At 73.3% G+C, this 13,829-nt stretch carries 11 protein-coding genes; 4 read left to right on the top strand and 7 right to left on the bottom strand.

Going from position 1 to position 13,829, the window contains the following annotated elements; translation table 11 throughout:
• From ACFP3V_RS02170 to ACFP3V_RS02140, 7 genes are all read right to left on the bottom strand, one after another.
• Nucleotides 1-2,975 (bottom strand): type I polyketide synthase (locus tag ACFP3V_RS02170; RefSeq protein WP_380579047.1); only part of this gene is annotated, 2,975 nt, incomplete at its 3' end.
• Nucleotides 2,972-3,247, bottom strand: coding sequence for an acyl carrier protein (locus ACFP3V_RS02165; RefSeq protein ID WP_380579044.1), 276 nt, complete (start codon nucleotides 3,245-3,247; stop codon nucleotides 2,972-2,974). The genes ACFP3V_RS02165 and ACFP3V_RS02170, both read right to left, overlap by 4 nt.
• Nucleotides 3,248-3,298: 51 nt before the next feature.
• Entirely contained in the window at nucleotides 3,299-5,059 is a 1,761-nt protein-coding gene (locus tag ACFP3V_RS02160; RefSeq protein WP_380579042.1) for an acyl-CoA dehydrogenase family protein, read from the bottom strand.
• On the bottom strand, nucleotides 5,056-6,846 hold the full coding sequence (locus ACFP3V_RS02155) for an acyl-CoA dehydrogenase family protein (protein WP_380579040.1): 1,791 nt from the start codon (nucleotides 6,844-6,846) through the stop codon (nucleotides 5,056-5,058). Before ACFP3V_RS02155 ends, ACFP3V_RS02160 begins: the two co-directional genes overlap by 4 nt.
• A gap of 3 nt (nucleotides 6,847-6,849) precedes the next feature.
• Entirely contained in the window at nucleotides 6,850-8,634 is a 1,785-nt protein-coding gene (locus ACFP3V_RS02150; RefSeq protein WP_380579037.1) for a fatty acyl-AMP ligase, read from the bottom strand.
• Between the two features lie 77 nt (nucleotides 8,635-8,711).
• Nucleotides 8,712-9,002, bottom strand: a complete 291-nt coding sequence (locus ACFP3V_RS02145; RefSeq protein ID WP_380579034.1) for a DUF6059 family protein — start codon at nucleotides 9,000-9,002, stop codon at nucleotides 8,712-8,714.
• On the bottom strand, nucleotides 8,999-10,195 hold the full coding sequence (locus ACFP3V_RS02140; protein ID WP_380579032.1) for a cytochrome P450: 1,197 nt from the start codon (nucleotides 10,193-10,195) through the stop codon (nucleotides 8,999-9,001). The genes ACFP3V_RS02145 and ACFP3V_RS02140 overlap by 4 nt, the downstream gene beginning before the upstream one ends.
• Before the next feature lie 369 nt (nucleotides 10,196-10,564).
• Here ACFP3V_RS02140 and ACFP3V_RS02135 point away from each other — a divergent pair, with 369 nt between their 5' ends.
• The 4 genes from ACFP3V_RS02135 (at nucleotide 10,565) to ACFP3V_RS02120 (ending at nucleotide 13,811) form a co-directional block, all read left to right on the top strand.
• Nucleotides 10,565-11,848 carry an FAD-dependent monooxygenase gene (locus ACFP3V_RS02135; RefSeq protein ID WP_380579030.1) on the top strand — a complete coding sequence of 428 codons (1,284 nt, stop codon included), beginning with the start codon at nucleotides 10,565-10,567 and terminating at the stop codon, nucleotides 11,846-11,848.
• A gap of 14 nt (nucleotides 11,849-11,862) precedes the next feature.
• The gene (locus tag ACFP3V_RS02130) at nucleotides 11,863-12,282 is read left to right on the top strand and encodes a DUF4260 family protein (protein ID WP_380579028.1); all 420 of its coding nucleotides are present in this window, start codon (nucleotides 11,863-11,865) and stop codon (nucleotides 12,280-12,282) included.
• Nucleotides 12,283-12,329: 47 nt separating this feature from the next.
• The gene (locus ACFP3V_RS02125) at nucleotides 12,330-12,683 is read left to right on the top strand and encodes a hypothetical protein (protein WP_380579026.1); all 354 of its coding nucleotides are present in this window, start codon (nucleotides 12,330-12,332) and stop codon (nucleotides 12,681-12,683) included.
• 81 nt (nucleotides 12,684-12,764) lie between these two features.
• Nucleotides 12,765-13,811 carry a ketoacyl-ACP synthase III family protein gene (locus tag ACFP3V_RS02120; RefSeq protein ID WP_380579024.1) on the top strand — a complete coding sequence of 349 codons (1,047 nt, stop codon included), beginning with the start codon at nucleotides 12,765-12,767 and terminating at the stop codon, nucleotides 13,809-13,811.
• Nucleotides 13,812-13,829 lie beyond the last annotated feature (18 nt).

Below are 13,829 nucleotides of genomic sequence, written 5' to 3'. Positions count from 1 at the left end.
GGGGGGGCCGCCGCCGGCCGGGCCTCGCACCAGGCCACCAGGTCGGCGACCGAGGACAGGGCGGGCAGCAGGTCCGGCACGGACACCTCGCCGATCTCCGGGAGCTGCCGCTCCAGTTGCTTCTTCAGCTCCATCACGAGCACCGAGTCGAAGCCCAGGTCCTCATAGAGCCGCGAGTGCCCGGACAGCTCGTCGACGCTGTAGCCGCCGACCTGGGCGACCGCAGCGGCGACCCGCTCGGGGACGCGCCCGGTGAAGGCGGAGCGGCCGGCCGGGGCCAGCCGGACCAGCCCGCTGGACGGCTGCGGGGAGGACTCGTCGGGCTCGGGCTGCACCCGCAGGGCGGCCCGGGCGCGGCCGCGCCGCGTCGGCGGCTCGGCCCAGAAGCGGTGCGCCTCGGAGAACGCGTAGGGGGCGAGCCGGACCAGCCGGCGCTGCTCCGCCGGATAGAGCGCGGTCCAGTCCGGGTCCAGCCCGTCCTGGTACAACTGGGCGACGAGTTCCGCCAGTTGGTGCCGCCCGGGGTCCTCGCCGGGCAGCGGGTGCAGGCTGCGCAGACCCGCGGGCGGCCGCAGCCGCCGCACCAGTCCGCCCAGCACCGGCTTGGGGCCGATCTCGACGGCATGGGTGGGCCCGGCGGCCAGCAGGGCCTCCGCGGCGTCGGCGAAGCGCACGGTCGCGGTGATGTGCTCGACCCAGTACCCGGCGTCCAGGGCCTCGCCCGGCCGCAGCAGCCGACCGCGCACCGTGGAGTAGAACGGGAGCCGGGGCACCCCGCCCAGGCCCTCGGCGACGCGTGCGAACTCGCGCAGCATCGGCTCCATCAGCGGCGAGTGGAAGGCGTGCGAGACCGTCAGCGACCGGCACTCGACGCCCTGTTCGGCCAGGCTGCCCGCGATCCGGTCCAGGGCGCGCAGGTCCCCGGAGAGCACCGTCTGCCGCGGTCCGTTCACCGCCGCGACGCCGACCAGCGGCTCGGCCTCGGCGAGCGGCCGCACCTCGGCCTCGGGGGCGAAGACGGAGAGCATCCCGCCGCCGTCCGGCAGGGCGTCCATCAGCCGCCCGCGGGCCGTGATCAGGGCGGCGGCCTGGTCCAGGGTCAGCGCCTGGGCGACCACCGCGGCCGCGAACTCGCCGACGCTGTGGCCCAGCAGCAGCGCCGGTTCGACGCCCAGCTCGCGCAGCGTCTCGGCCAGTGCGAACTCCACTGCGAACAGCGCGGGTTGGGCGAAGCCGGTGCGGTGGATCCGGGCGTCGCCGGACTCCAGCAGCTCGCGCACCGACAGGCCCAGGTGCGGACGCAGCGCCGCGTCGGCGCGGTCCAGGTGCCGGGCGTAGCCGGGGTGCTCCCGGTACAGCCGCATGGTCATGGCGGGGGACTGGGCGCCCTGGCCGGTGAACAGGAACGCGGCCTTGGGCCGGCCGGTGGGGCGGGAGGCGTGCCGGGTCAGCTGTTCGTCGTCCTCGGCGGCGGCACGCAGCGCCTGCGCGAGTTCGGCGGTGTCGGCGGCGGCGAGGGCGAAGCGGAACCGGTGACCCGTCTTCACCTGGTTGCTGCTCCAGCACAGTTGGGGCAGCCGGGCCCGGCTCCGGGACAGCTCCTCTGCCTGCGCCAGCAGGTTGCGGCGCAGCGCCTCGGGGCTCGGTGCGCTCAGCGTGAACACCCCGCCCTCGGGCAGGCCGCCGCCTCGGGGCCGGACCGCCTGCGGCGGCGCCGAGGCCAGCACCGCATGGGCGTTGGTGCCGCCCATGCCGAAGCTGCTCAGCCCCGCCACGGTGGTGGTGGCCGGCAGCCGCAGCGGGGCCTTGAGCAGCCGGATGCCCTTGGACGCCAGGTTGAGCTTGGGGTTCTCCTTGCGGGCGAACCGGCTCGGCGGAACCACCCGGTGGTGCAGCGCGAGCGCCACCTTGATCAGCCCGGCGATCCCGGCCGCGCCCTCGGTGTGGCCGAGGTTGCCCTTGACCGATCCGAGTGCCAGCGGCTTGTCGGCGCGGGCGGCGTGCAGCGCGCCCAGCGCCTTGGTCTCGATCATGTCGCCCAGCTCGGTGCCGGTGCCGTGGCCCTCGACGAAGGCGACGTCGGCGGGCTCGATCCCGGCCCGGCGGTAGGCGGCCTCCAGCACCGCCTGCTGGGCCCAGCGGTTGGGCGCGGTCAGGCCGTTGCTGCGGCCGTCCTGGTTGACGGCGGTGCCGCGGATCACCGCGTACACCTGCTGACCGTCGGCCAGCGCGTCCTCCAGGCGGCGCAGTACCACCATGCCCACGCCCTCGCCGCGGCCGATGCCGTCGGCCTCGGCGCTGAACGGCTTGCAGCGGCCGTCCGGCGCGGAGAGCCCGGCGCGGGTGTAGAAGATGCCCAGCGCCGGGGAGACGGTGATGTTGACGCCGCCGGCCAGCGCTGTCGAGCACTCCCCGGAGAGCAGGGAGTTGACCGCCAGGTGCACCGCGACCAGGGAGGAGGAGCAGGCCGTGTCCACGGCCAGGCTCGGGCCCTTGAGGTCGAGGTGGTAGGAGATCCGGTTGGCCGTCATGCAGTAGCCGTTGCCGGAGCCGACCTGGGCGGTGATCCGGTCGAAGTCGGTCAGGTGCTGGTGGGCCCACTCGTTGCCCATGATGCCGACGAAGACGCCGGTGTCGCTGCCGGCGAGGCCGCCGGGGGCCACGCCCGCGTCCTCCAGCGAGCGCCAGGCGCACTGGAGCAGCAGCCGCTGCTGCGGGTCCATCGCCTGCGCCTCGCGCGGCGAGATGGTGAAGAACTCGTTGTCGAAGGCGTCCGGGTCGGCGATGAAGCCGCCCTGGTCGGTGTTGGCCCGGCCGTCGCCGCCCTCGGGCGAGTGGAACTCGGCGCGGTCCCAGCGGTTGGCCGGGACCGGGCCGACTCCGTCGCCCGAGCGCATCAGCAGCTCCCAGTAGGCGCGCGGGTCGGGCGCGCCCGGGAAGCGGCAGTCGAGGCCGACGATGGCGACGTCGGTCATCGGGACGCGCCCTCCTGGAGCCTGAACTCCTCCAGCAGGTGGCCGGCGAGGGCCTCGACCGTCGGGTAGTCCCAGGCCACGGTGGGCTCCAGGACCAGGTCGAAGTCCTCCTCGATGTCGCCGCAGAGGCTCAGCGCGGCGACCGAGTCCAGCCCGTACTCGGCCAGTGGCACCGTCGGATCGATCTCGGCGGAGCTGCGCCGCAGGTAGACCGCGATCCGGTCGACCAGCCAGACGGTCAGCGACTCGTTGGTGTGGGTGGAGACGGTCATGGAGGGTCCTCCTGGGATCTGATGCCGGATCAAATGCGGTGGTCGGTGGGCTCAGCCCGCGAGCGGGGTGTCGTAGAGGTCGAAGCTGCGGCGCTCCTCGAAGCGGCGCGTCAGCTCCTGCTGCACCCGCTCCTCGCAGGAGGCCGGCGGGTCGGGCAGCCGGTGGCCGAGCCGCCGCAGCAGCCGGTCCAGGGCGGCCGCGGCCCAGGCCGGGTCGGCCAGGAAGGCGTCGGCGCCCTCGGCGGCGGCCTGCCGCCAGACCCCGAGCACCGCCGCGCCGGCCAGCAGCACGGTGTACCGGTCGGCCAGCGCGAAGCTGGTCGGGGACGCCAGCGCGGTCCGGTCCTCCAGGCTCAACTCCAGGCTCTGCTCCTGCAGTTGCCGCAGCTCGTCCATGAGCAGCAGGGCCAGCCGCTGGATCGCGGTCTCCTCCGGGGTTCGGTCCGGCAGCTCGTGCACGGCCGCGACCAGGGAGGCGCTGAGGCTGTCCCGGCCGCTGGCCAGGGTGAGCCGGGAGAACGGCAGCTCCGGCAGGTCGCCGCGCACCTGGAAGAGTTCGGCCGGGGCCGGCTCCTCCTGGAACCAGGACCGGCGGGCCAGCCGGGGCAGCTGCGGGATGATCGTCGCCTGGCAGGCGGCGGACCCGGCGTGACCCAGGCTGAGCACCGGCAGGTCGCGCAGGTGCTTCTGGAAGATGCCGTGCTCGCCCTCGCGGACGTAGAAGCGCGCCCCGAGCACGATGGAGAGGTCGTTCATCGCCTCCGAGAGCAGCTTCGGCACCAGGTACTTGACCGCCGAGGCGTAGACGCTGGTCTCCTCCGGCAGCAGGTGCACCGCCCGGGTGCCCACCAGCGAGAGGCTGTCGCTGATCAGCAGGTCCAGGAAGGCGTTGCGCAGGGTGGCGCGGGCGTGCGGGATGTCGGCCACCGGCTTGCGGTACAGCGTCCGCTCGCGGGCGAAGCCGAGGACGGTGCGCAGCGCGGTGTCGGTCGCGCCGAGCGCCATTCCGGGCACGGCGCTGCGGGTGATCTGGAAGGACCGCAGCGCCAGCTCCACCCCCTGGCCCAGTTCGCCGACCAGGGCGCCGGCGGGCACCTCGGCGTGGTCGAAGTCCAGTCCGCCGAGCAGGCAGCCGCGCACGCCCACGGACTGGTAGCGGGGCAGAATCCGCAGCCGCTCCGGGTCCACCTGGTCCCGCTCGACCATCAGCACCGAGTGGCTGCGCGAGCCGGGCGCCTGGTCGGTGCGGCTGAACAGCAGCCAGGCCTGGGCCCGGGCCGCGTTGTTGATGACCTGCTTGGCGCCGTGCAGCCGGAAGCCGCCGCCGGGCAGCGGGACCGCCTCGAACTCGTTGCGCACGAAGTCGTTGCCGTGCGCCAGCTCGTGGTAGGCCACCGAGGCCCGGCCGCCGTCCAGCAGGACGCCGGCCAGCCGCCGCCGCTGCTCGTCGCTGCCCGCCGTCCACACGTTGACCGAGGCCATGAACGAGGTGACACCGTAGCCGAGGCCGAGCGCCACGTCGCGGCGGAAGACCTGCCGCAGCACCCGGACCAGGGTGTCGATGCGCTCGAGCCGGCCGCCGTAGGCCACCGGCACGAACTCGGCGTTCAGTCCCAGGGTGTCCAGCGCCTTCTCGCCCGCGTCGGACAGTTCCCCGGCCTCGTCCGCCTCCAGCAGCCTGCTGAAGCCGACCGGGTTGGCCGGGTCCCACGGATCGCCCAGCGCGGCCTCGATCTCGGCCACCCGGGCCGCTGCGCGGTCCTCCTGGTCGCCCCGACCGCCGGCGATGAGCGCGACGGCGTCGGTGGTCATGACGCCTCCTCAGTGTGGTTCGGAAACACGGTCGTTGCCCGGCGGAAGGGCAGCAGGGAGACCAGCCGCCCGTCGCCGTGCAGGTCCAGGGCCGCGGTCAGCACGCCGTCGTAGGCCTCCGGGTCGGCGCCCTCCGGCACGCCGAGGCGCACCAGCAGCCGGGCCAGCGAGGCCCGCAGCCACAGCGCGCCCTGCCACAGCTCGGCGGTGCCGCCGCGCTCGGCGCTCTCGCGGTTGTACGCCCAGACGCCGAGGCAGCTCGCCGCGGCGAAGCACAGGCTCCAGCGGCGCGCGGTCTCGAAGGCGGCCGGGGACACCTCGGTCACCGCGTTCTGGTGCCGCTCCATCTCCTCGTGCACCTCGGCGACGACGGCCAGCAGCGTCTCGGCCGCGGCCAGGGCCGGCTTGTGCGCCGGATCCTCCTCGGCGGCCGCCCGCAGCGCCGCCACCGAGTCCGGCAGCGAGGCCAGCACCCCGCTGCCGTGCCGGGCCACCAGCGACATCCGTTCGGGGGCCAGCGGCGGCAGCGGTTCGGCCAGCGTGAAGGCGGCCACCGCGCCGGCCGGCTGCCCGCTGCCGCGCCGGTACGCGCGGGTCAGCGAACGGAACTGACCCACCAGGGAGTTGAGGTTGACCAGGGTGTTCCCGTCGAAGAGGCCGACGATCCGGTGGTCGCGGTCGACCTTCTGGAAGCGGCCGTCGGCGTGCACCCCCTTGAGGAAGGCCCGCGCCCCCAGCAGCCGGGTGAGCTGCCCGATCACCGCCTCGGTGCCGGTGGGCACCAGGTACTTGGTGACGGCCGCGCTCAGCGACAGCTCCTGCGGGGCGGTGTGCACCGCCCGGGAGGCGACCAGGGCCAGCGCCTCGTGGGTCAGCACGTCCACCGTGCTCTCCGCCAACTCACGCCGCGATTTCGGCAGTTCGGCCAGGGTCCGGCCGTAGAGGCGGCGCTGCCCGGCGTACTCCAGGCCGAGCGCCAGGGCGTGGTCGGCCGCGCCGAGGGAGAGTGCCGCGCACATGGTGCGGGTCAGCTGGAGCGCCTTGAGCACGGTCTCCAGGCCGCCGCCGACGTCGCCGACCACCGCGGAGGCGGGGACCGGCGCCCGGTCGAAGGCGATGCCGGAGATGTCGGCGCCCCGGATGCCGTGGGTGTGCACCTTGTCCAGGTGGCGGTAACTGCCCTGGGGCAGCTTGCGCTTGTCCACCAGCAGGATGCTGAAGGCGCGCGGGCCGCCGGCCGGGTCGGTGCGGGTGAGCAGCGAGATCAGGCTGCCCCGGGTGGCGTTGTTGATCAGCCACTTCTCGCCGCTGACCAGCCAGCCGCCGTCGCCGTCCGGCTCCGCGCGCACCTCGCCTGCCAGCAGGTCGCTGCCGTGGGCGCGTTCGGTCAGGCCCAGGGAGACCGGCAGTCCGGCGTGGATCGCCTCGGCGAGGCGGTCGGCCTGCTCCTGGTCGCCCGCCACCCAGACGCAGACGCCGCCCAGGTAGGTCTTGCCGTGGCCGATGGCCACCGTCAGGTCGCGGCGGGCGACGGTGCGCATCACCTGGAGCAGCTGCTCGTAGTTCTCCAGCCGCCCGCCGTGCTCGGCCGGGACGTAGTACGCGTGGACGCCCAGCTCCTCCAGCCTGGCGCAGGGCCCCGCCGGGAACTCCTCGCGCTCGTCCAGGTCCAGGCAGGCCCGGAAGCTGAACGGGTTGGCGGGGTCCTCGGCCGGTCCCAGCCGCAGCTCCAGCTGCTCGGCCAACCGGTAGGGGGCGTGGACTGCTTCGGTCTCCAGGTCGGTCACGGCTCAGCCCACCGGTTCCAGGGCGGCAGCGGCGGCGGCGACCGGCTCCTCCAGCTGCTGGAAGGCCGGCTCGAGGCGGCCCTCCAGGACCAGCTTGCGCATCAGGGTGCGCTGGATCTTGCCGGAGGTGGTCTTGCGGATCGTACCCGGGCGGACCAGCAGCACGCTCAGCGCGACGGTGAACTCACGGCTCACCAGGGACCTTGCGGCGGCGGCGAGTTGGGGAAGGTCGGCGGCGGAGGGAGCGTTGGGGCGGATCTCCTGGACCAGCACCAGGTGTTCGGCGCCGGCCACGTCCACCGAGAAGGCCGCGCCGCCGCCGACGCCGAAGGCCGGGTCCAGGGCCTGGACCGCGCGCTCGACGTCGTGGGGGTAGATGTTGCGGCCGTTGATCAGGATCATCTCCTTGAGCCGGCCGGTGACGTACAGCTGGCCGTCGTCGACCAGGCCCAGGTCGCCGGTGCGCAGCCAGCCCGCGTCCCGGACCTCGCCGTCGCCCTCGCCGCTGACCAGGACCGCGTTGAAGATCTCCTCGTTGACCTCGGGGCGCTTCCAGTAGCCGGAGGCCACGCTGTCGCCCTTGACCCAGATCTCGCCCACGTGCGCCGAGGGCTGCTCGCGGAAGGTCTCCGGGTCGACGATGCGGACGTCGAAGTCGGTGATGACGCCGCTGCTGACCAGGCTGCGCACGCCGCTGGTGGCGTCGTCGGCGGCCTCGCGCAGCTCGCCCTGCTCCAGCGCGACTGCGTCGGCGCGGCGGAAGACCGGGGCCTTGCCCAGCGGGGTGCCGGAGACCAGCAGCGTGGTCTCGGCCATGCCGTAGCAGGGGAAGAAGGACTCGGCGCGGAAGCCGGCCGGGGCGAAGCGCTCGGTGAAGGCGCGGACCGTCTCGGCGCGGATCGGCTCGGCGCCGTTGCAGGCCTGCTCCCAGCTGCTGAGGTCGAGTTGGGCCAGCTGCTCGTCGGTGACCCGGCGCAGGCACAGGTCGAAGGCGAAGTTGGGGCCGCCGCCGACGGTCACCCTGTGCTCGGTGATCATCTGCAGCCAGCGGACCGGCCGCTTGAGGAAGGAGATCGGCGACATCAGCGCGGCGGAGCCGCCGAGGTAGAGCGGCTGCAGGATGTGCCCGATCAGGCCCATGTCGTGGTAGAAGGGCAGCCAGCCGCCGAGCCGGGTGTCCTGGTGGCTGCTGAGCGCGTGCTGGATCGCCAACTCGTTGGCCAGCAGGTTGCGGTGGGAGACCATGACGCCCTTGGGGGTGCTGGTCGAGCCCGAGGTGTACTGCAGGAAGGCCAGCGACTCCGGGGTCAGCTCGGGCTCGCGCCAGTCGGCGGCGTCGCCCCAGCCGGTCGTGTCCGTGGCCAGCACCGGGATGCTGTCCAGGCCGGCCTCCTTCAGCCAGCCGCTGATGCCCGGCTCGTTGGCGCTGTCCGTCAGCACCGCGCGGACCTCGGCGTCCTTGAGGATCGCGGTCACCCGGGCGAAGTGGCTCCCCTGGTCGCCGGGCAGCGGAGCGGGCACCGCCACCGTGCCGGCGTAGAGGCTGGCCGTGAACGCCTTGATGAAGTCCAGCCCGGAGGGGTAGAGCAGCAGCACCTGGCCGCCGGAGGCGCCGCGCTGCTGCAGCCAGGAAGCGATCCGCTTGGCCTCGCCGTCCAGGGCGTCGTAGGTGAGCCGCTCCGCGTCACTGGCGGCGGCGCTGTCGTGCAGGAAGATGAAGGCGTCCTTCTCTCCCAGGTCGGCGGTGCGCTGCAGCACCAGCTCCGTGAAGGTCCGCGTGCTGTTCAAGGTGGTCCCTCGTCTCTTCGCAGTCGACGGATCGATGGGCGGCGAGCCCCGGGCGAACCGATGTTCGCCAAGGGCGCTTAAGGCTCTCTTGGGCTGGCGCCGACGCGGCCCGGCGGCGTGAGCTGCACCCACAGCACCGACTCCTGTGCGGTGGGCGGCTTCTCGGCGACCAGCCGTTCCGGATGCCCGGGCGGCGGCCCGCCCCCGTCGCCGCCGGGCAGCACGGACGGCAGGATCTCCGGGCCGACGGTGCCGTACCAGACGCCGGAGGCGACCAGGCCGCGCCAGGCCTCGCGCCGCAACAGCCGGAGCCACCAGCGCAGTTGGAACAGGAGCAGCAGCCGGCGGTTCACCAGGCGGCGGTTCACCAGGCCACCTGCAGTCGGGACACGCCGTGGATCAGCCGGCCGGTGCTGCGCGGTACCTCGGCGAGCGGGACGTCGAGCCGCAGGGTCGGGAAGCGGCGGAAGAGCGAGCGCAGCGCGATCTGCAGCTCGGCCCGGGCCAGCCCCGAGCCGAGGCAGTAGTGGCTGCCGTGGCCGAAGCTGAGGTGCCCGCGCTCGGGGCGGTCCCAGTGCAGCTCGTCGGGGGAGGCGAAGCGGGCGGCGTCGCGGTTGGCGGAGCCGAGCGAGGGCAGCACGGCCTCGCCGGCCCTGATCAGCGTCCCGTCCACGGTGACGTCCTCGACGGCGATGCGCAGCAGCGTCTCGTCCCCGGGCAGGTGGAGCCGGAGCAGCTCCTCCACGACGGCCGCGGCGTCGTCCTCGGAGCCGTCGGTGAGCGCCTTGACGGCGGTGCCGGGCTCGACGAGGAGCGCCAGGGTGCCGTTGGCGATCTGGTTGACCGTCGTCTCGTGCCCGGCGACCAGCAGACTGACGCCGAGGTAGACCAACTCCTCCTGGCTGAGCCGCCCCTCGTCCTGGTCGTGCACGGTGACGAGTGCGGAGAGCAGGTCGTCGCCCGGTGACTCCCGTTTGGCGAGCAGGAGTTGGGCGAGGTAGTCGCGGAGGCCGGCCTGGGCGGCGAGCATCTCCGCCGCGCTCGCGCCGGTGGTCGCCACGAAGGCGGCGGACCAGCGGGAGAACTTCTCCTGGTCGGCGAGCGGGACGCCGAGCAACTCGCAGATCACCCGGACGGGGAGGGGGAACGCGAACGCCTGGACCAGATCCTGCCCCGGGCCGGCCTCGGCGAGGGCGTCGAGCAGTTCGTCGGTGAGCTGCTGGATCCGCGGCCGCAGGGCGGCGACCCGACGGGCGGTGAACTCCCGTGACACCAGCGCCCGGACGCGGGCGTGCGGCGCGCCGTCGAGGTTGGGCAGGCTGGGAAAGCGCTGCGGCGCGGCGGCGAGACGGGGAGCCCCCTCCGCGAGGGTGGCCTCCCGACTGAACCGCGGGTCGCCGAGGACGGCCCGAACTCCTTCGTAGCTCGTGACCAGCCGGGCGGTGTCCCCGCTGGGCATCCGCACGAGGCTGACCGGACTCTCCGCCCGCAGCCGGGCGTAGTGGGGGCAGGGCGTCAACGCCCCCTCCCGCTCGAACGGGTACTCCATCGGCTCGCTCATCCCCACGCTCCCTTCGGTCGCCGCGAGCGTGCCCCCCACCGCTAAAGGCTCAGTTGCAGCCCCCCTCAGGGGCGCGGGGAACTGCGCGACCGGCCCACCACCCGCGGAGGTCCGTCCCGCACATGGGGTCGAACCTCCGCGGGTGGTGGGTTGCTCGCGCAGTTCCGCGCGCCCCTGAGGGGGCCGGCCGCCTGCCGAGAGCCGGGCCCCGTGGCCGGCCCGGGCCACCGGCCGCTGCGGAGCAGGCCGCCTGCCGAGAGCCCGGGCCGCACCAGGGGTGGCTCGTTGCTGCCCGCAGGGCGCAAGTGGGGCTTAAGGGCCGGCCGGGAGCGTGGGCGGCGACCGTGGAATGAGGGAGGCAGGGAGACGATGGCTGAGGATGTGACCGCACAGGTATGCGTCGTCGGGGGTGGCCCCGCCGGCCTCGCGCTGGGCCTGGAGCTGGCGAGACGCGAGGTCCGCGTCACCGTCGTGGAGCAGAGCGCCACCAACGCCCGCTCGTTCCGCGGTGAGTCCATCTCCCCGGACTCGGTCTGGCTGCTCGACCGCCTCGGCCTGCTGCCGAAACTCCGCGGTTCCTTCCTGGAGATGCGGCGCATGGAGATCACCGACGGCGGACGGACCGTCCTTCGCGCGGAGTTCGCGGACTTCCCCTACCCGCACCCCTACCCCGTCGAGCTGCCGCAGCCCGCCCTGCTGTCCGTCCTCGCCGAGCAGGCCGCCCCGTTCGAGGGCTTCCAACTTCTGCGCCGCGCAACGGCCGTGGAGCTCGTCGAGGCCGCCGACGGCACCGTCACCGGGGTCCGCTGCCGTACCCCCGAGGGTGACCTCACCGTCCACGCCACGCTGACCGTCGCCGCCGACGGGCGGTTCAGCAAGATCCGGGAGCTGTCCGGGCTGGCCGCCACCAAGGTGCCGCTGGACCGCGACGTCATCTGGCTCAAGCTGCCCTTCCCCGCGGAATGGGACGCGGCCACCTACCGCGTCCGGATCCGGGGCGGCCAGCACGGGCTGTTCATCCCGACCCACCCCGACGACGTCCGGGTCGGCCTGAACATTCCCAAGGGCGGCCTCAAGGAGCTTCGCGCCGAAGGCATTTCCGCGCTCCACCGCAGGATCGACGCCCTCGCGCCGGAGCTGTCGGAGACCGTCCGCACCCACGTCAAGGGCTGGACGGACACGTCCATGCTGGACATCTTCACCGCACTGGTCCCCCGCTGGCACCGCCCCGGGCTGGTGCTGACCGGCGACGCCGCGCACACCCTGTCGCCGATCCTGGGCCAGGGCGTGAACCACGCCGTCATCGACGCGGTGACCCTGGCGCCCATGCTGGCACCGCACTTCGCCGGCGGGCGTACGCCCTCCATACCGCTGCTGGACTCCGTCCTGGCCGAGTTCCAGGCCGTGCGCGAGCCCTCCGTGGCCCGCTCGCGCGGGCTGCAGTTGCGCCAGGAGCGGATGTTCGCGCTGGAGCAGCCCTGGCAGGTGCGCGGGCGGCAGCTGCTCTACCGGCTGGTGGACCGCAGTCCCGCGCTCAAGCAGCGCATCCTCGCGGGTGCCTACTTCCAACTCCAGGGCGGGGACGGCGTTCCCGGCCTGGACCTGACCGCACCGGCCGCCGCGCCGGTGCCGGCCGCTGCGACATCCAAGTAGGGAGAAGCACGACCATGATGGACTTCGTCAAGCCGGTGCCGCTGACCCGGGAGCGGCTGCCCTGGGGCGCGTGGACCTGGCGCCACCCGGTCGGCCGCGCCGTCAGCGGTGCGGTCGGGCTGGGCTCGCTCGCGCTGGGCGTCGCCCTCGGCGGCGCGGCCACCTGGACCTTCTGGCCCGCGCTGCTCGCCCCCGACAGCGCCCTCTTCTACGACGTGGCCCACGCCGGGCCCGAGCGCGGCCAGTTGAGCCCCAAGGCCGCCCGCCTCTACAACTTGCTGCACCACCCGATGGTGCCGGTCGCGATGATCGCCGTCGGGGCCGCGACCTTCGGCCAGCCGCTCATCGTCGCGGGGCTGGCCTGGGGTGCGCACATCGGCATCGACCGGGCCCTCGGCTACGGCTTCCGACTCGAGGACGGCCGCCGGTGCTGAACGTCGCGGAAACCAGCAGTCCGGCCGAGAAGAACGGAAAGAAAGCCATGACGGCCGTCGTCATCGTCCTCTCCATCCTGTTGATCCTGGAATTCTCCTTCGCCCCGGTGAACCTGATCAGCGGACGCAATGCGCCGCTGTTCACCCAGTTCACCGGAATCACCTCGCGCAGCGCCATGCTGGCCGTCGCCGCCATCGACGCGCTGGGCGCGCTGCTGGTGGCCGTGGGCCTGTTCGCACCCAAGGTGAGCATCACCGGGGCGGTGCTGCTGACCGCGCTGTGCGCCTGGTACCTGGTGATGATGGTCCGTCACGGGCATTTCGGCAGCGGGATGGTGGGATTCCTGCTGTTCGGCTCCTGGTCCGCCGGACTGCTCTGGGCCCAGCTCGCCAGACGCTGAAGTCGAACTTTAGTTCCCGGTGCCATTCTGCGGATGTCCGGAAAGGGCCCCGTGAATCCGAGGAAACCCGAGGAGTTTGGAATGCGCTGGGACAATCTCTATGTGGCCGGGACGGGCGCCTACCTGCCCAAGGCGGTCGAGACCGCCGAGGAGGCGATCGCCGCCGGCCGCTACACCCAGGACGAGCACCTGGCCAACGGCATACGCCAGGTCCGGGTGGCCAGACTGGAGGACGAGGGCCCGGCCCAGATGGCCGCGGCCGCCGCCCGCCAGGCCGTGGAGCGCTCGGGTCACCTGCCGGAGGAGTTCGGCCTGGTGGTCCACGGCAACAACAGCCACCAGGGCCAGGAGTTCTGGACCCCCGCCTCCTACGTGCAGGACAACTCGATCGGCGGCCACGCGGCCACCGCCGAGGTGCGCCAGGGCTCCAACGGCGGCCTGGTCGGCTTCGAGCTCGCCGCCTCCTGGGTGGCCGCCCGGCCGGACACCGCCGCGCTGGTCACCGCCGGCGACTCCTTCCACCTCCCCTACTTCGACCGCTGGAACAGCGATGACCAGCAGGTCTTCGGCGACGGCGCCGGCGCCCTGGTGCTGTCCACGCGCACCGGCTTCGCCCGGGTGCTGGGCAGCACCACCTACGCCGACTCCACCCTGGAGCCCATCTACCGGGGCGGCGACTGGACCACCGGACCCTTCGCGGAGGGCCGCACGGTCTCACTGCGCAGCCGCAAGCGCGACTTCCTCGCCACCGGCGACAACCTCTACGAGCAGACCATCGAGCGGATGACCAAGAGCCTCTTCGCGGTCACCGGCCAGCTCTTCGACGAGCTCGGCCTCGGGATCGACGACATGGCCTACCTCATCCACGCCAACACCGGCCAGACCATCGTCGACTGGGGCTTCTACCACCCGCTGGGGGTGGACGTCTCCCGCACCGTCTACGAGTGGGGCCGCGACTTCGGCCACATGGGCGCGGCCGACCACATCGTCAACCTCAACCACCTGGTGGAGACCGCCCCGCTGAAGCCGGGCGACAAGGTGCTCACCATCGGCGTCGGCACCGGGTTCATCTGGACCGCCTTCGTCATGGAGATCCTCGAAGCCCCCGCCTGGGGCCCGCAGGCCTGAACCGCCGTCAACCACTGA

Source organism: Streptacidiphilus monticola (assembly GCF_042658505.1).
In the GTDB taxonomy this organism is placed as follows: Bacteria; Actinomycetota; Actinomycetes; order Streptomycetales; family Streptomycetaceae; genus Streptacidiphilus; species Streptacidiphilus monticola.
Note: the sequence above shows the minus strand (reverse complement) of the source record. Positions and strands in the feature narration are given on the sequence as shown.